This is a genomic window from Campylobacter portucalensis (genome assembly GCF_009690845.1).
In the GTDB taxonomy this organism is placed as follows: Bacteria; Campylobacterota; Campylobacteria; order Campylobacterales; family Campylobacteraceae; genus Campylobacter_B; species Campylobacter_B portucalensis.
Genome location: NZ_VWSJ01000007.1, coordinates 1 through 18,969, shown reverse-complemented (window position 1 = coordinate 18,969; position 18,969 = coordinate 1). Strand labels below are relative to the sequence as shown.

Genomic DNA, 18,969 nt, shown 5'->3' with positions numbered 1-18,969 from the left:
GGATACCTTTTTGGGTATCCTAATTTAATATGCAAAAAACAATTCTTTTTGATTTAGACGGGACTTTAATAGATTCTACAATCTCTATTTTAGAGGGATTTCGCAAATCTTTTTTAAAATTTAATGAGCAATATCCAGGCGATGAGATAGTTAAGAGTTTAATTGGTTATCCTCTTGATATTATGTTTATTAAGTTAGGTATAAGTGAGAAATTTGCAAACAAATTTGTTTTAGCATATAAAAGTGAATATAAAAAAACATATCTTCAAACAACAACCTTGCTTCCAGCAGTTAAAGATGCAATTTCTATAGCATATCAATTTGCAGATTTAGGAGTGGTTACTACTAAAACGTCAAAGAATTCTAAAATATTGCTAAAACATTTAGGTATTGCAAAATATTTTAAAGTTATTATTGGTAAGGATGATGTTATAAACCCTAAACCAGACCCAGAGCCTATTTTATTGGCTTTAAAATTAATGAATAAAACAAAGCAAAATGCTTTTATGATTGGCGATACAAAACTTGATATAATATCAGCAAAGTCTGCAGGAATTAACTCTTTTGCATTGACTTGTGGATACTCAAATTTTCAAGAGCTTAGTAAATTTACTACTCAAATTTACAATAATTGCTTGGAAGCAATTTTAATTATTAAAGAAAAATAAGTTAAAAATATAAGTTTTTAAAATTAATCTAAATGTTAAATAAATTTAGATAGAATAAATTCTCTTATAAAAATATGATTTAAATTCAGGAGATTTGATGAGTAAAATTATGAAAACAATGGACGGCAACGAAGCCGCTGCATATGCTGCATATGCTTTTACTGAAGTTGCTGGAATTTACCCTATTACGCCTAGTTCACCTATGGCTGATTATACTGATATTTGGGCTAGCCAAGGCAAAAAAAATATTTTTGGAATGCCAGTTAAAATTGTTGAAATGCAAAGTGAAGCAGGAGCTGCTGGTTCAGTGCATGGCTCTTTGCAAGCAGGAGCATTAACTACAACTTATACGGCCGCACAAGGTCTTTTATTAAAAATTCCAAATATGTATAAAATAGCAGGTCAGATGCTACCAGGTGTTATTCACGTCGCAGCTAGATCTTTGGCGGCACAAGCTTTATCTATTTTTGGAGATCACCAAGATATATATGCTTGCAGACAGACAGGTTTTGCAATCCTAGCAAGTGATAGCGTGCAAGAGGTTATGGATATAGCAGGGGTTGCACATTTGGCTGCTATTGAGGGAAGAGTTCCTTTTATGCATTTTTTTGATGGATTTAGAACAAGCCATGAAATTCAAAAAGTTGAAGTTATGGATTATAAACATTTTGCTAATTTGCTCAATTATGATTCTGTTCAAAAATTTAGAGATGAAGCTTTAAATCCAGAACATCCAAAAACAAGAGGCACAGCACAAAATGATGATATTTACTTTCAAACTAGAGAATTAACAAATAAATTTTATGATAATTTACCAGATATTGTAGCGAAATATCTAGCTGAAATTTCAAAAATAACAGGTAGAGAATATAAGCCATTTAACTATTATGGCGATAAAGACGCCACAAGAGTTATTGTGGCGATGGGTTCTGTAAATCAAGCATTAGAAGAAGTTGTTGAACATTTAAATAAAAATAGTGAAAAGGTGGGAATTATCAAGGTTCATCTTTATAGACCATTTAGTGTTAAATATCTTTTTGATGTAATGCCAAAGAGTGTAGAAAAAATAGCAGTTTTAGATAGAACAAAAGAGCCAGGTAGCTTAGGAGAGCCGCTTTATTTAGATATAAAAGCAGCATTTTATGGAAGAGAAAACGCACCTTTAATAATTGGCGGAAGATATGGACTTAGCTCAAAAGATGTTGATCCTGCACAGCTTATAGCAGTTTTTGATGAATTAAAAAAAGATGATCCAAAAAATGGATTTACAATAGGAATAAATGATGATGTAACCTTTACATCTCTTGAAGTTGGTAACAAAATTTCACTTGGAAATAGCGATGATATAGAGTGCTTATTTTATGGTCTTGGTGCAGATGGTACAGTTGGAGCAAATAAGAATTCTATAAAAATAATAGGAGATAAGACAAATTTATACGCACAAGCATATTTTGCATATGATAGTAAAAAGTCAGGTGGTTATACAAGAAGTCATTTGAGATTTGGTAAAAAACCAATTAGATCTACTTATTTAGTTTCTAATCCACATTTTGTTGCCTGTTCAGTTGCTGCTTATTTAGATATTTATGATGTGATTGATGGTATTCGAGAAAATGGTACATTTTTGCTAAATTCTATATGGGATGCAAAAGAAACTATTGAAAAAATTCCAAATAAAGTTAAGAAAATTTTAGCTCAAAAAAAAGTTAATTTCTATATTATAAATGCTACTAAATTAGCAAGAGATATAGGTCTTGGAAATCGCACAAACACGATCATGCAATCAGCTTTTTTTAAATTAGCAAATATTATTCCTTTTGAAGAAGCAAAATTTCATATGAAAGAATACGCTAAAAAAACGTATGCAAAAAAGGGCGACAAAATAGTTGAGATGAATTATGAAGCGATCGATCAAGGTTCTGATAAATTAGTAAAAATTGAAGTTGATGAGAGTTGGTTAAATTTAGATAATACCACAAAAAAAGAAGATAAATATATAGGAAATGATTTTATAGAAAGAGTTGTAAAGCCTATGAATGCAGCTAGGGGTGATAGTTTGCCTGTCTCAGCATTTTTAGGTCGTGAAGACGGTAGCTTTACAGAAGGCACTACCCAATATGAAAAAAGAGGGGTAGGGGTTATGGTTCCAAAATGGATTTCGTCAAACTGCATACAGTGCAATCAATGCGTTTTTGTCTGTCCTCATGCAGTAATTAGAGCTTTTTTACTTGATGAAAATGATGAAAAAAATGCACCAACAGGAGTTCAAGAAAATCTTTTAGATGCAAAAGGTAAAGAGATAAAAGGGTTAAAATACAAAATACAAGTTAGCCCGCTAGATTGTACAGGTTGTGAGTTGTGTGCTCAAAATTGTCCTAGTAAAGAAAAATCATTAGTTATGGTTCCTCTTGAAGAGGAATTAAATAAAGGCGAGCAAGAAAATGCAGACTTTTTATTTGGAAGCGTAACTTATAAAGACGATTTAATGAGCAATGAAAGTGTTAAAGGCGTAGGATTTTCAGAGCCTTATTTTGAATTTCACGGAGCTTGTCCAGGGTGTGGAGAAACGCCTTATATTACTTTAATAACTCGACTTTTTGGCGATCATATGATAGTTGCAAATGCGACAGGATGTAGCTCTATTTATGGGGGTTCTGCTCCATCTATGCCATATAAAAAAGATAAAAGTGGAAAAGGTGTAGCTTGGGCAAATTCGCTTTTTGAAGATAATGCTGAGTTTGGAATGGGTATGAAAATAGCCACTGAAACAATCAGACACCGAATAGAAAATATTATGCTTAGCACAAAAAACAAAGCACCAAATTCTTTAAAAGCACTCTATAATGATTGGTTAGAAAATAAAAATTCAAGTTCTCAAACTGCAAAAATTCGAGATATGCTAGTGCCAATTTTAGAGCAAAATTTAGAAATCGAGGGAGTAAAAGAACTTTTATCTTTAAAAAATTATATAGCAAATAAGTCTCAATGGATTATAGGTGGCGATGGTTGGGCTTATGATATTGGTTATGGTGGACTAGATCATGTGTTGGCAAGTGGCGAGAATGTAAATATTTTGGTTTTAGATACTGAGGTTTATTCAAATACTGGCGGACAAAGCTCAAAATCATCAAGAGCAGGATCTATTGCTCAATTTACAGCCTCTGGAAAACCTGTGCAAAAAAAAGATTTAGGCATTATGATGATGACTTATGGAAATATTTTTGTAGCCCAAATAAATTCAAACGCCTCGCAAGCAAATGTTATAAAAGCAATAATAGCAGCAGAAGCTTATGAAGGACCTAGCTTAATCATAGCATATAGCCCTTGTATAGCTCATGGTATAAAAGGCGGATTATCTCACTCAGGAAATCAAGCAGAATTAGCCACTAAATGTGGATATTGGCCAACATATACTTACGATCCACGCCTCATAAAAGAAGGTAAAAATCCATTAAAATTAACTTCAAAAGAACCTGATTTTAATCTTTATGAAGAATTTTTGATGCATGAGACAAGATATAATGCTTTAAAAAAGATAAATCCAGTAGAAGCAGATTTGCTTTTTGCAAAAAATAAAGCAGATGCTCAAAAAAGATATAGACAGCTAAAACGTTTAGCATCAGCTGATTACAGTGATGAGTTATTATAAATTTAAAGAAGAAAGGGATATTTTCTCTTTCTTTTTAAATTCATATATAGATTATTAAATTTTACATTTTTACACAAAATATAAAAAATAACCAAAACGATAATTAATATCAGAGATTTTTAAGAATAAATTTTATATAATTAAGAAAATTTAAGGAGAATGTATGTCTGTTTTGGTTATTGGAGCTGATGAAATAACGCCAATCAAGGCTGTTTTAAAAGATTTGGGTGCTAGCAGAATTGAACACTGGGATGCAAGAAATGAAAATAGAGTAAATAGGAAGTCTATTCCTAATGATACTGAGTGTGTGGTAATGCTAACATCATTTTTAAATCACAATACTATGAAAAAAATAAAAAGCGATGCAAAAAAAAGAAAAATTCCTCTTGTTTGTGCAAAAAGAAGCGTAAGTTGTGTATTTTGCGAGTTTTGCAAAGTATTTAATTTAGAAAAAGAATTTTGTTCAGAAAAAAAGTAGTATGAAATTTGGTTTTATTTTTGGTGGTAGAGAATTTATACCAGAAATTTTTAATAGCTATAGTAGATATGAAATTAGGTTGTTTTTTATAATTTTTTATAATTTTTGTGTAGATAAAGAGCTAAAAATACCTTTGATTTTTGCAAAAAAAGCTAAGAATTTAGAGGAAATTTTCACTCTTTATATAGATTTTTTGTTAAAATCTCATAGCCTGCAAAATAATAAAACTATAAAATTTTGCCCTATATCAAATTTTATAGTTAAAAATTATGGAAAAAATATTAATCAAATTGTGTTACAATCTCCAAAATTTAGAGTTGCTAAATTTATTAAAATGATATTTTTTAAAGAGAATCCAGGATTGATTTTTGATAGCGAGTTTCTCTTTAAAAATTATGTTTTTAGTAAGATATTATTAAAACATAGTAACAATGGGATTGTGATAAAAGATGAAATGATTCGTTTAAATAAAAAAGATGGCACTCATCTTTGCGTGATTCCATGTTTTTTGAAATTTGACTTAAATAAAAAAGCTTTAAATGATAAGATTGAGCAAGCTTTTGATTTAAGTAGTGGGAGTCGGGAAATTTACTTAGTTTTGCCTAAACAAAATGGTTTTTGCAAACATATTTCGGTAAATAGTTGCTCTATTTTAGATGGTAATAAGACCATTAAATTAGTGCCTTATTCAATAACAAATAAAATTATACAAAGGAATTAATATGTCATTGGCGATAGTTTATGGAAGTTCGATGGGAAATACAGAAAGTGCAGCTAAAACTATATGTGAAAAATTGGGTTTAGCATGTGATGTTATAAATATAGCAGATACCGATGCTAATACTTTAAATGGTTATGATAAGCTTATATGTGGTACTTCTACTTGGAATAGCGGTGATTTGCAAGATGATTGGGAATATTTTGATTTTTCAGGACTTGATTTAAATGGCAAGACAGTTGCTGTTTTTGGCGTAGGTGATAGTCAAAGTTATGGTGATGAATTTTGCAACGGCCTGAAAAAACTATATGATAAATTAGTCGAAGCTGGTGCAGATATAAATATTGGCAAAGTAAGTAGCGATGGGTATGATTTTGAAGCAAGTGAATCACTGGGCGATGATGGAAAATTTGTTGGCTTAGTGCTTGATTATGATAATGAAGAAGAAAAGTCAGAAGATAGAATTTCAAACTGGGTAGATAGCATTAAGCAATATTTTGAATAAAATTTGGATTATTTTTAGATATAAATTTAGTTTTAGCTTTTAGATATTTTTGATTTTTAAAATATATGCTTCAGTAAATTTATATCTTGACTTAAAGTAATATTTAAAATAAAATTTGCATATATTTAATATCTAGAACTAGTTTTATCAATAAAAACATTATCTCAGAGTTTTTGTTTAATTTGTGCGATATTTGATTAGTATTAAATAAGCTAAATTCGTTTTATAAATAGCAAATAGATACTTATGGTATTTAGCAATTAAAAGCTGGAGTTCAAAATTCACATTAACTCAGCTACAATGCGTGCAAATAGCTTTTGATTTTAATAAAGCTTGTGATGATAAAATAAAAATTAAAAGCTTTAGATGGCGGTTATTTCAAGCATCAATGTATTAAAATAAAATGTGGTGGTGATTCTTAAAAAGCCATAAGCAAATTATTATTTAAATTCCATAAGAGCCTTTTAAACTTAGGGTCGTTTGATTTGCGTGAGTTGCAAAATATTCTTTATAGCTATTTATTGAGTATAAATAAAAAGTCAATTATATAAGATAGTAAAAACATAAATTTAATAAATATCAATTTAAATTTAGCATTTATGTAGATATCAAGGTAGGATTAATAGAAATAATATCTGCAATAACAACAATGATAACTTATAAAATAATGATTTAAAAAAGGAAAATAATAACACCTATAGACAATACAATAAATCAGCAAGAGAGCAAAATTCAAGAATTGATGAGTTTATATAAGAATCTTAAAGAGAGTTATTGTGAGCTAGATAAAGATTGAGAAAATTTAGAGAGCTATCACAAAGAGCTAGAGCTACAATATAAAAACAAACGAAACGCAAACTTTACAGAGTTTTTAACACAGCAACAAAAAAATTTTAAATCAGGCACTAGAGGCAGAATACAAGAATTTATAAAATTTATCAAAACAAAACTTAAAGAACTTGTTTTTCTTCAAAACTATTATTTATTTTTCATCCTTTTTGTAGTTTAAATTTTTTATCTGTGTAAGAATTTGTATTATGGTCGCCTACACTAATCAAAGCTTTGCATCTAGTAATTGCAAGAGCTATAAAAAATATAAAAATCCATTTTTTCATATTTAAACATCTCTTTTTTGTAATTTTTTAATTCGTAAAAAGAAGCCAGATATTTATATTAATTCATAAAATTTAAGAGCATAAAAATTGTTTAATTCTTATATATAAAATTTATTAAAGAGGCTCTCCCTTTTTGAGTAGTTGTTAAGCGTAGTGATATCTCCAATACCCATTATAAAGTCAGTTTGACTTACTGAGTTACTGTTTGAATCAAGTGGATCTATATATTTTTTATCAAATAAATTTTGAATTTCGGCTTTTATGGTGAAATTTTCATTTGGTCTAAATATGACATAAAAATCAAAAATTATCGGTTGTGCTTTTAGTTCTTCTGTTTCACTTATACGCATTTTGCTTTCATTATTAAATTTTGATGAATAAACATCAGGAATGATAGCATCTCCTTTAGCTTTTGCTACTTTAGCACGTTTACTTTTGCCGTAATATTTTGCAGTTGTTCCTATTGTCAATTTTTTTTTCAAAAAGTCTTAGTCCAAGCTCAATTGATCCATAATTTTTTGGTAGCATTGATATCATATATTATCTGCTGTAGAAGCATCCGCTCTTACAATTGCAGCAGCATAAGAACTTGGCTGGTCTGTCTTTTGGTGTGCATAAGCTAAATTTGCATAAAAAATCCTATATCGTAGTTAAACTCTAGTTCAAATCCTTTATGTTTACATCTTTTGGATGGCTTAGGTGTGTTATGTGCGGATAGCAGTTAAACTTGCTTTTGTTATTGCACTCTCTTTTTGCATTAATAATATAGTCTTTTATCTTTGGTTATAAAATAGCATTTTAAAGACTACGGTATCGTTATCGCTAAATAATCTCTCTTTATATGAGTTAAAGCATATTCTATAGTCCTAGCTTACTCTGTCTTTAAGTCTATTCCGACAGCTTGATTTCCAATTTCTGAGAAATATACCTCTTTAATTCTATGCGTTTTTGAGTAGATTATGAAAGGCGTAAAAAACTCGTGAAAATTTGTTGAAAATCCAAATGAGTAGTTATAAAATTTACCATCTCTTCCTTGTTGCACTGATAAATCTTATTCTTTATAATCTTCTAAAAAAACGTATCTTCTTCACTGCCATCATTGTCTTTATCTTCTTTAAATTTGCAATATTGTTTAGCATATTTAAGCCAAAATTCCTCTATATTGTCTAGCTAAACTATTTCCTGTTATAGTACCATTTTTAAATTTACCAATAGGTCACTCACCACCTGTGCCTTTATATCTACGAAAAATTTCTCATTAGTAGCTATATTTTGATGGTTGATATTGAAATTTAGTGTATAGGTATTATGTCTTAAAGTGCTATAAAGATAGAAAGTTTGAATTTCTTGTTTACCATCAGGTTGAAATGTATTTGATTTAGTGCTTTGCATGCATTGAATATAGCCTTTAGGATATTTTTTCCTCCATCATATTCTAGACATTGATCTGGTGTATCTGATTCTCCATTTTCAAAATTATAAGCAAGCTCTTTTGGATGGCGATTTTTTTGATATTTATTTTTAAGCAAATTCATACCAAAAGTCGTTTCTAGTTTTGTATCATATAAAAGCTCCAAAGAAAAAGCCTGACTTATATCGAATGTTTTTGATGCATTTTTACTAATTAAATTCTCTTTTATCTCTTTGCTATTAAATTTAGAACATTTTCATATTTTTGCTCTCCTGCATTATATGCATAAAGCATTTTGATATCTATATTTTTATTGTTGTTGAGATTTAATTTATTTGGTAGTTATTATTTACTATTTTTCTACCTGAAAGGGCTATTTTTAGATCTCTAAATTGCAAAATTAATTCATTATGCTCATCTATATATTCTTTTTTGTGAGGTTGTTTTTTGGTTTATTTTGTAGTAGTGATGGCTAAAAATGTGCTCTATTAAGCTTTTTTCTATACTCTTTTTCACACTTAGTATGATTTGATAAAATATAACCTGTGCAAGCTTTTTCTATATCCTTTCTATCAACATCTTTTATGTTTATACCCCCCCCCATTTTCATAATCTTGAGAAATTTTACGGATACTGCTTGCAAATAAAATCCTATTTGAGAATCGTTTAAAAATTGATGTTTTAATGCAAGAGCTATTATATAGCTTTGAGCAGCAGCATTTGTGCCACCAAAAATTTTGTCATAAAGCCTGCATTTTTATCACCTTGTATAATATCATCAACGACAATAGTTTTAAAATTTACTGATCCTATAAGCGAATTTATTCCACCACTTCTTCTTTTTTTTCTTTATATTCTACAGAAACTTCATTCAAAAGCACATTTTGTGCTACACACAATAAAGCAATCAAAGAAGATAAAAAGCAGATATTAGAAAGATTTTTTATAAAATTATCTTACTCCTTTTAAATTAAAATTTTGATTTTAACAACAAACATCACAATAATTATTATTAAAAATTCAAGAAGTCATCGTTATATTTTAAATATGTTTAATAAAAACTAAATTTAAAAAAATAAATTTATGTGATTAAACATTTTAGTCTTTAATACGATTAATTAAATTTAATTAATCTTGACTAGTTTAAAACAGATAGTTTAACTCTTTTTTAAAATTTATAAATTATTTTATAGTATAATTTCAAAACATTTAAAATTTAGGAGAAAATAATGAATGAAAATGAAATTTTAGAAAAATTAAAAAGCGTGATTTATCCAGGGTTTAAAAAAAGCATTGTTGAGTTTGGTTTTGTAAAAGAGATAAAAGTCAAGGATGGAATTTTTATAAGCCTTGAGATTGTTTCAAATAAAGCAGAAGTGTCGCAAAAATTAGCAAAAGATATTAAAAATTTATTAGGCGAAAATACATTTGTGGAGATAAAAACTCCAAAAATTCAAGAAGAAAAAAGCAACTCTCAAAGCGGTAAAAATATCGCCCCGCAAATAAAGCATTTTGTTATGGTAAGTAGCGGAAAAGGTGGAGTTGGTAAAAGCACAACAACTGTAAATTTAGCTATTTCAATGGCTAAATTGGGTTTAAAAGTAGGTGTTTTAGATGCTGATATTTACGGTCCAAATATCCCTAGAATGCTTGGCGAAGAAAATACTCAACCAATTGTAATAGGTCAGACTCTAAAGCCGATTTTAACTCACGGAATCGAAATGATGAGTATGGGCGTTTTGATACAAAGCGGTCAAGGTCTTATGTGGCGTGGAGCGATGATTATGAAAGCTATCGAACAACTTTTAAGAGATGTAGCGTGGGATGAGCTTGATATTTTATTTATAGATATGCCACCAGGTACAGGTGATGCTCAAATCACACTTGCTCAAAGCGTTCCAGTTACGGCAGGAGTTTGTGTTACAACCCCACAAGTTGTAGCCCTTGATGATACTGCGCGAAGTCTTGATATGTTTGAAAAACTTCACATTCCAATTGCAGGCGTGGTTGAAAATATGAGCGGTTTTATATGTCCTGATAATGGCAAAGAGTATGATATTTTTGGAAAAGGTGGAAGCAAAAAATTAGTAGAAAAATATGGCACCGAAATTTTAGGCGAAATTCCGATAGAAATCGCTATTAGAGAGGGCGGAGATGCAGGAAAGCCAGTTAGTTTTTATGCACCAAATAGCATAAGTGCAACGAGATACGAAGCTGCAGCTACAAGGCTTTTAGAGATTATCAAAAAAATAGATGATGAAAACTTAGCAAGCAATGCCGCCATCCAGCCCGACAACTCAGGAAAAGCACATTGTCATTGATTTAGATAATTAAAATTTACAAAATAAGGATGAATATGATTGAAAATATGGATAAATTTAATGAATTTGTTAGTGATATAAAAACAAAAAATTTTTATAAAGAGCCACTAGCTTGGGCTTTTGGTAGGCTTAATAAAGGCATTATGGAGCCTGATAAAATTTTAAGTGTAGATTATGCTGTTGTAAATTTTAAAGAAAATTTCTCTTCAGCGGCTGTTATTTTATGGGCTTTAAATGAGTGTGGTGTAAATTTAGATTTAACAAAAAGCGAATTTGTTGCTACATTAGATAAAAAAGTTGTTTCAAAAATTCTAGAAATTTTTGAGTTTTTAAAAGATGAAGCAAAAGGTCAAAAACATAGAAATTTGCAAAATTTATTAACGATAAAAGAGCTTTTAGATGAAAATAACTTTTGTGTAACATTTTTATTTAGTGATGATAGGTCTCAAAGCGTTGAGAGCGTGTATTTGAAGCTATATTTACTATCTTTACAAAAAGTGGCGATTAGATCTATAAATTTAGATGGAGCTTTTGGTCTTTTACCAAATGTAGCGTGGAATGAATTTGGACAGCCAATTGAGCTTAGTTGGCTTAGAGAAAATGAAATTTTGCTAAAAATGAGCGGAAAATATCCAAACATAATTAGCGTAGATAAATTTCCTAGATTTCTACAGCACATAATCCCTCAAGATAGCGTTAGAATTTTAGATAGTTCTAAAGTTAGAATGGGTGCACAGCTAGCAAATGGCACAACTATAATGCCAGGAGCAAGTTATGTAAATTTCAACTCAGGCACGACAGGCAAGGTTATGGTTGAGGGTAGAATTTCAAGCTCTGTAATAGTAGGCGATGGTTCAGATATTGGCGGAGGAGCTAGCATTTTAGGGGTTTTAAGCGGAACAAATGGAAATCCTATTAGTATCGGCAAAAGAACTCTTTTGGGAGCAAATTCAGTTACAGGCATTCCTCTTGGTGATGATTGTATAGTTGATGGAGGGATTGCTATTTTAGAAGGAACTAAAATTTTTATAGATGAAAAAAATAGAGTCTTGCTTCAAAAATCAAATCCAGATTTTAAATTTGATAGAGAAATTTATAAAGCAAAAGATCTGTCGTTTTTAAACGGACTTCATTTTAGGCAAGATAGCCAAACAGGTCAAATCACAGCTAGCCTAAGCATTAGAGCTATAAAATTAAATGAAAATTTACATTAAGGAGCGATTATGGTAGAGATTAAAAATTTAACGATGAGATTTGGCACACAACTTCTTTTTGAGGATATAAATTTAACGCTAAATAAAGGCAATAGATACGGTCTTATAGGTGCAAATGGGGCTGGAAAATCAACATTTTTAAAAATTCTAAGTGGTGAAATAGAAGCAAGTAGTGGTGAGATTAGTATTGATTCTGGTCTTAAAGTAGGAGTTTTGGGTCAAGATCAGTTTGCATTTGAAAATTTTACTTTAAAAGATGCAGTTTTATACGGAAATAAAAGACTTTATGACGCTGTTAAGGAAAAAGAGCGTCTTTATATGAGTGAGGAATTTACAGATGAGATAAATGAAAGATTAAGCGAGCTTGAAATTATCACTGCTGAAGAAGATCCAACATATGAGTATGAGACAAGATGCGAGAGAATTTTATCATCTTTGGGGTTAAATGAGTATGATAAACTTATGAGCGAGATTGAAAACTCAGATAAATTTAAAGTTTTATTAGCTCAAGTTTTATTTCCTAAGCCTGATATTTTATTTTTGGATGAGCCTACAAATAACCTTGATATTGAAGCTATCTCGTGGCTTGAAAATGAACTAAATCGCCACGATGGAACGATGGTTGTTATCAGCCACGATAGACACTTTTTAAATGGAGTTTGTACTGATATTTTAGATGTAGATTTTAAAAAAGTGCGTGAATTTGCAGGAAATTATGATGACTGGTATATCGCCTCAAATTTGATACAAAAACAAGCACAAATGGAAAGAGACAAAAAACTAAAAGAAAAAGAAGAATTAGAAAAATTTATAGCTAGATTTAGTGCAAATGCTAGCAAAGCCAAGCAAGCTACAAGTCGTCAAAAAAAACTTGATAAGCTCGATATCAGCGATATTTTAACAAGTTCAAGAAGAGAGCCAAGTATAGTTTTTAAAATGAATAGAGAAATAGGAAATGAAATTTTAGAATTAAACGAAATTTCAAAAAGTTTTGGTGAAAAAATCATTTTTGATAAATTTAATTTTAAACTTGAAAAAGGTGACAAAGTTGCCATTATAGGTAAAAACGGCGTTGGCAAAAGCACTCTTTGTAAGATTATAACGGCAGAAATTTTGCCAGATAGTGGAAGTGTGCATTTAGGAGCTACGATTGAGCCTGGATACTTTGCACAAGATATAAATTCTAAATTAACAAGTGATTTAAAACTTTATGAACATTTACAAGATAGCAAAAATAAAGACTTAGATGAGATTAGGCGTTGTCTTGGTAGGATGCTTTTTAGCGGAGCCGAACAAGAAAAAAGCGTAAAAGATTTAAGCGGAGGCGAAAAACATAGAGTAATGCTTAGTAAATTAATGCTTATAAAGCCAAATTTGCTTATCTTAGATGAGCCAAACAACCACCTTGACTTAGAAGCTATTATCGCTCTTGGCGAAGCTCTTTATCAGTTTAGAGGAAATGTCATTTGTGTAAGCCACGATAGAGAGTTAATCGATGCATTTGCAAATAGAATTATCCACCTAAAAGGAGATGGTGAAGTGGTTGATTTTAGAGGGAGCTTTGAGGAGTATAGAAACACCCTTTATCAAGATTATTAATATAGCCTAAGCAACATTAATTTATATCTAGCCCGCTAAAAGTGGGCTTTAATTAAATTTATAGTCTAAACATCAATTTAATGATAAAGCTATTTGTTTTTATTTTACAAGCCTTTAATATTTTTATTATCAGGTTTTGCTCTGTTTTAGTTTTTAAAGACTTTTATTTTTAAATTCATTTAAAATACTAACTCATTATCAACTTTTAGTGTAAATTTACACATAATTTTATCAAAATCTATATTTATTGTTTTTTAATAAAAATTTTATGGTATAATGCCACACATTTTTTTGTATTTTATAATGTTAAATAATAATTTCAAGGAAAAATATGAATAAAAGTTTTAAAACAAAGTATAATATCAAAACATCTCAAGTAAAAGCTGTTCCTGAGATAGCTAAAAACTGCCAATCTTCTACCGCAACGGGGGGGGGTGCGAGCTTATTTAGGACATTTTCACTTGCGTTGTTGATGAGCGGGCTGTTGTCGAGTATAGTGTATGGGAGTGATAACGCCTATATATTTGATGAATTAGGCAACAATGAGGGAAATAATTACGGCTCTACGGTAGCTCCATATAAATGTGTTGATAATGATTGTTGGTTAGACAGGAAGAAAGTTCGTATAAATAAATCTAATGAGTCCGTCATTTTATCTCACTTGCTCAATAAAACAGGAGCAAATACTCAACTTACTAATAAAGATTTCTTACATACGGTTGCTATTGGTTCTCGTGCAGTAGGTGGTGGAAATGATGCAACCGCTATAGGTTACCGTGCTATTGTCGGTAAAAACATTAGTATAATTGATAACGAAGACAGCCATCAAGGAACGGCGGTTGGATATCGAGCCTTTTCGTATGGAAATGAGTCTGTGTCGTTAGGGAATGACACTGTTGCTTATGGCGAGTCATCTATTTCTATTGGTTCTGATAATATAGGATCTGGAATGAAAGATTATTCAACAAAAGGTCTTAGCTATGACATTTGGAAATTATTTCGTGAAAATGGTGAAAAATTTAATTATACCGGAGAATATGCAGCAATAGATGGAGCCGATCAAACCACTACTAAAGAAAAGTATCAAGAATATTTATCAATGTATGATAAAAAAAACCCTTATTATAAAACTCATAACTGGGCATTTGGTGATTCATCTATTGCTATTGGCAATAGAAATGTAGCTTACGGACATGGTTCATTGGCTATTGGAAATCTATCTGTTGCTAAAGGTAATTACTCTACCGCACTAGGGACTGGAACTTTAGCATTCGGTGATTCATCAGTAGCTTTGGGGAATGAAGTTTATATTTATTCAGATCAAAGTGTTGGAGTTGGTAACAATATACAAGCACTTAATAGAGGATCTATGGTGTATGGGTTAAATTCTTATGCTGGTGGAACTGGTTCTGTAGCTATAGGAACAAGAGCAATGTCAAATGTTAAAATTCAAGGAGAACATAATAATATAATTGGTAATGGTACAGAAAGAGTTGTATTAGATGAATTATATGATGGTAATAGTACAGATAATAATACAAAAATATATAACAAATTATCTAAATTGGATCAAAATAAAGAAAATTTATATTCAGTTGTTGCAACAAAACAAGATGGTACAGGAGAATTAAAAGCCGAAACAAATAGTAAGACTGGAGCAGTTGCAATAGGATATTATGTTATAGCAAGTGGAGAAAATTCATTAGCATTAGGAAGACAAGCATATTCAAAAGGAGATAAATCAGTTGCTATAGGACCATATGCTTATTCAAAAGGAGAAGAATCATTTGCATTAGGATATGGTTCTAAATCTATTGGAAATAAATCATTTGCAATAGGTGCTTATTCAAGAGCAGAAGGAAAAGATTCAATAGCATTAGGTATTGGTTCAAAAGTTTTAAGTAATACTAGCAATAATGAATTAAACGGCGAAAACTCAATGGCTTTAGGTAATGCTTCAGAAGCTACGATGAAAAACTCAGTAGCATTAGGTTATAATTCTAATACAAGATATTATTATACTGGAACCGAAGCTGATCCAAAACCGTCGAATAAGAATAATAGCAATAATGCAATAAGTTTAAAGCCCTATATTCCATCAGGAACAAGTTATGAATATATAGCAACATCAGAAGATGGTGTTGTTTCTGTTGGTGGTTGGGATAAGGGCTCTGGAAATATAGGACGCAGAAGAATAATCAATGTAGCTCCTGGTGCATTAGATAGCGACGCTGCTACTGTTGGGCAATTAAAAGCCTTAGAATATGCATATAAAGAGGGAGTGGTTGCTTATTATACAAAAGAAGGCAATAAGACATTTAAAGTTATTAAGGATACAGACGGTAAATTTTATAAAGTAAATACTGAAAATGGAACGCCGTTAGATAATAAAGCAATAGATGCCAATAAGGTTTTTGCTGGTCCTAAGGGAGCAAATGAAAAAACAAGATTGGAAAATGGCAAAAATATTATTGATATGGGAGATAAAATTAAATTTGCACATATCCTAGATGGCGAAATTTCTCAAAATTCAGACGAAGCAATAACTGGAACGCAACTTCATCAATTAGGAAAAACTATTTTAGGTTTAGAAGTAAATAGTAGTGATAAAACTAAATTTAATACTCCTACATTTACCGCAGTTGAATACAACGGAGCACCAAAAACTGGTAGAAATAACCAACAAAAAACTACTCCTCCAACAACATTTAAAAAAGCAATCGATGAAACTATCATCGCTATAAATAAAGGTTTTATATTTGGAGATGCTGAAAACAACGCAACACATCAATTGGGCGATAGTTTGATAATAAAAGCTGGAAATATGAAGATTAAAGAATTGAATAAAGAAGCTAATTTTTCAAGCAATAATATTAGAACTTCATATTTAAAAAATAACAAAGAGCTTTTAATCGGCATAAAAGACGAACCAACATTTAAAAGAGTTATGCTAGATAATAACAATACGCCAACAAGCGATAAAGAATTAGTTACTAAAGCATATGTTGATAGTAAATTAGGAAGCGGCACATCAAATTTACACTATTTGTCGGTGCAAGGTTCTAAACAAGATACTAATTCAAATTACAACAACGATGGAGCAAAAGCAGAAAATTCAGTAGCCATAGGCGTCGGTGCTAAAGTAGAAGCTCCTACTGATGCAAACAATTATATAGATAGTGAAAAACCAAACGCAGAAGGTGGGGTTGCTATAGGATATAATGCTCAATCTAAAGCCAAAAATGCTATCGTTATAGGAAGGAATGTAAGTGTCGATATACCAAATTCATTTGTTTTAGGTTCTAATAATATAGTTGAACAAAATTCAAAAGGCACAAAAAACCACTTAACAGACAAATATGATGCAAAAGGCGAAAGAGACGCTGTAGTTGTTATTGGTAGCGGAACGACACTAAAAAATTCAAAAAGCTCTATAGCAATAGGTGCGGTTAATATGGAACATAATAGTAATCATATTGTGGAAAATAATAAAACAAAAGGAAATCATATTGAAAATGCAGCTTGGGCAACAGTAATTGGTAATAAAAATAGAGTGTATAACGGAACGGATATAACTGCATTAGGAAATAATATTCAAGTAAATGCCAATAAAGAAAATTTTTCTTCTAATACTAAAGTTAATAGTAATTTAGTTATATTAGGTAATAAAGCAATAGCAGCAAACGCAGCAGGCAGTGTAGTTATTGGTGCTGAAGCCAAAGCATTAAATGGAGATGAAAAAAATCATGTTTATACAGCAGTAAATAATGCTGTTGCAATAGGCAAGGGAGCAATTGTTGATAAATCAGATAGTATAGCAATAGGAAGTAGTTCAAAAACCAGTGGAAATACAACAAATAATGGATACGATATAGCAACAAATAAAGCATCAAACACGAGTGATTATATATGGAAACCAACTGCTGGAGAATTTGCAATCGGAGATACAAACAATAGCAGTAAAAAAACTAGAAGAATTACAGGTTTAGCTGCAGGGTATGATGATACAGATGCAGTAAATGTGGCACAACTTAAAAAGGTTGTAGGCGGTGTAGCTACTTTAAAATATCAAGCAAATGGAGAAAATAATCAAACAATCAACCTTAAAGATAAAGCACTAAATTTCAAAAATGGCGACTACACAGTAGCTAAAGTTCAAGATAATGGCGTTGTTATTTTTGACCTAAATAAAACAGCAAAAGATAAGCTAAGTAACGCAGCAACAAACGAATCAGTAACCAATATACAAAATAAATTAACACAAATAGAAAATAGAAAAGATAAAACCGCAAAAGTTACAGCAGAAAGTAATTCTTCAATAAAAGTAACGTCTAGCATTTCTGAAGAGGGAAATACTACTGTAACTGAATTTAAGCTAGATTTAGAAGAAAAAATAAAACAAGATATTAAAAAAGGCGTAGAAGCTGGAGAAAAATTATCAAGTAAAGGCATTAAATTTAGCGGAGACAAGGGAAATCAAACAACAATAAAACTTGATGAAGCTATAAAAATTATCGGTGGAGCAGATAAAAATTTATCTGAAGAAAAAAATATCGCAGTAGTTGTGGGAGATAAAAACTTAACATTAAAATTAGCTCAAAATTTAAAAGGCATTCAAAGCGTTGGCTTGGATGAAAATTACACTTTAGCATTTGTAAAGAATACAGATAAAAAAGTTGAATTAAAAGTCGATGGAGAGGCACTAAAATTTACAAAAGCTAATGATGGAGTTAAAATTTCAAATTTAGCTAGTGCAGACATAAACGACACTTCAAATGAAGCCATTAGTGCCAAACAATTATATGATTTAGCTAGTAAATTAGGAATTGATGTAAATGATACAGATAAGACTAAATTTAAAACTCTAACACTTAGCGAGTTTAAACTAAAAGAAGTAAATGGAACAGATGGAAAAGAACCAAAAAACGTAGTTGAAGGTTTAAAAAACGCTACCTCAAAAATCAATCAAGGCTTTAAATTTGGTGCTGATAACAATAAAAGCACAGATCCGCTATATCTTGGCTCAAGAATTGATATCGTAAAATTAGCCAATGGATCTAATGGATCAGAAAATATTAAAGATTATAATGGCAGCAACCTAATCACTAATTACACTAAAGATAAAGATGGCAATGCTAAGATAGAAATTGGCTTTAAAAACTCACCTGAATTTAAATCTGTAACGATTAATGAAGATATCAATAGCAGTAGCAATGAAAAACTTGCTGTAAATAAAAAATATGTAGATAGCTTATTAAAAGGCAAAGCTTCTAACTTTAAAGTCATTGCTG

General features: G+C 30.6%; 14 protein-coding genes. 9 read left to right on the top strand and 5 right to left on the bottom strand.

Annotation, left to right across the window (positions count from 1 at the left end; all coding sequences use genetic code 11):
• The first annotated feature begins 29 nt into the window (after nt 1-29).
• The 5 genes from F1B92_RS02805 to F1B92_RS02785 all read left to right on the top strand — a co-directional run bounded on the left by F1B92_RS02805 (nt 30) and on the right by F1B92_RS02785 (nt 6,018).
• On the top strand, nt 30-668 hold the full coding sequence (locus F1B92_RS02805; RefSeq protein ID WP_154570397.1) for an HAD family hydrolase: 639 nt from the start codon (nt 30-32) through the stop codon (nt 666-668).
• Between the two features lie 97 nt (nt 669-765).
• The gene (gene nifJ / locus F1B92_RS02800) at nt 766-4,317 is read left to right on the top strand and encodes a pyruvate:ferredoxin (flavodoxin) oxidoreductase (protein ID WP_154570396.1); all 3,552 of its coding nucleotides are present in this window, start codon (nt 766-768) and stop codon (nt 4,315-4,317) included.
• A gap of 163 nt (nt 4,318-4,480) precedes the next feature.
• Nucleotides 4,481-4,795 (top strand): DUF2325 domain-containing protein, encoded by a 315-nt coding sequence (locus F1B92_RS02795; protein WP_154570395.1) that lies wholly within the window; start codon nt 4,481-4,483, stop codon nt 4,793-4,795.
• A 1-nt stretch (nt 4,796) separates the two neighbouring features.
• Nucleotides 4,797-5,516 (top strand): hypothetical protein, encoded by a 720-nt coding sequence (locus F1B92_RS02790; RefSeq protein WP_154570394.1) that lies wholly within the window; start codon nt 4,797-4,799, stop codon nt 5,514-5,516.
• Between the two features lies 1 nt (nt 5,517).
• Entirely contained in the window at nt 5,518-6,018 is a 501-nt protein-coding gene (locus F1B92_RS02785) for a flavodoxin (protein WP_154570393.1), read from the top strand.
• A gap of 989 nt (nt 6,019-7,007) precedes the next feature.
• On the opposite strand, the gene F1B92_RS09300 is transcribed toward F1B92_RS02785, so the two are convergent.
• The 5 genes from F1B92_RS09300 to F1B92_RS02765 form a co-directional block, all read right to left on the bottom strand.
• The gene (locus F1B92_RS09300) at nt 7,008-7,133 is read right to left on the bottom strand and encodes a hypothetical protein (protein ID WP_268233914.1); all 126 of its coding nucleotides are present in this window, start codon (nt 7,131-7,133) and stop codon (nt 7,008-7,010) included.
• 98 nt (nt 7,134-7,231) lie between these two features.
• The gene (locus tag F1B92_RS02780; RefSeq protein WP_154570392.1) at nt 7,232-7,615 is read right to left on the bottom strand and encodes a TonB-dependent receptor; all 384 of its coding nucleotides are present in this window, start codon (nt 7,613-7,615) and stop codon (nt 7,232-7,234) included.
• A gap of 389 nt (nt 7,616-8,004) precedes the next feature.
• On the bottom strand, nt 8,005-8,175 hold the full coding sequence (locus F1B92_RS02775; protein ID WP_154570391.1) for a hypothetical protein: 171 nt from the start codon (nt 8,173-8,175) through the stop codon (nt 8,005-8,007).
• Nucleotides 8,176-8,446: 271 nt separating this feature from the next.
• On the bottom strand, nt 8,447-8,710 hold the full coding sequence (locus F1B92_RS02770; protein WP_154570390.1) for a hypothetical protein: 264 nt from the start codon (nt 8,708-8,710) through the stop codon (nt 8,447-8,449).
• Nucleotides 8,711-9,016: 306 nt separating this feature from the next.
• Nucleotides 9,017-9,187 carry a hypothetical protein gene (locus tag F1B92_RS02765; protein ID WP_229770894.1) on the bottom strand — a complete coding sequence of 57 codons (171 nt, stop codon included), beginning with the start codon at nt 9,185-9,187 and terminating at the stop codon, nt 9,017-9,019.
• Nucleotides 9,188-9,773: 586 nt separating this feature from the next.
• Here F1B92_RS02765 and F1B92_RS02760 point away from each other — a divergent pair.
• The 4 genes from F1B92_RS02760 to F1B92_RS02745 form a co-directional block, all read left to right on the top strand.
• The gene (locus F1B92_RS02760; RefSeq protein WP_154570388.1) at nt 9,774-10,865 is read left to right on the top strand and encodes an Mrp/NBP35 family ATP-binding protein; all 1,092 of its coding nucleotides are present in this window, start codon (nt 9,774-9,776) and stop codon (nt 10,863-10,865) included.
• 35 nt (nt 10,866-10,900) lie between these two features.
• Nucleotides 10,901-12,079, top strand: a complete 1,179-nt coding sequence (locus tag F1B92_RS02755; protein WP_407643624.1) for a tetrahydrodipicolinate N-succinyltransferase N-terminal domain-containing protein — start codon at nt 10,901-10,903, stop codon at nt 12,077-12,079.
• 9 nt (nt 12,080-12,088) lie between these two features.
• Nucleotides 12,089-13,678 carry an ABC-F family ATP-binding cassette domain-containing protein gene (locus F1B92_RS02750; RefSeq protein WP_154570386.1) on the top strand — a complete coding sequence of 530 codons (1,590 nt, stop codon included), beginning with the start codon at nt 12,089-12,091 and terminating at the stop codon, nt 13,676-13,678.
• A 331-nt stretch (nt 13,679-14,009) separates the two neighbouring features.
• On the top strand, nt 14,010-18,969 hold a 4,960-nt coding region (locus F1B92_RS02745; protein WP_229770892.1), incomplete at its 3' end, for an ESPR-type extended signal peptide-containing protein.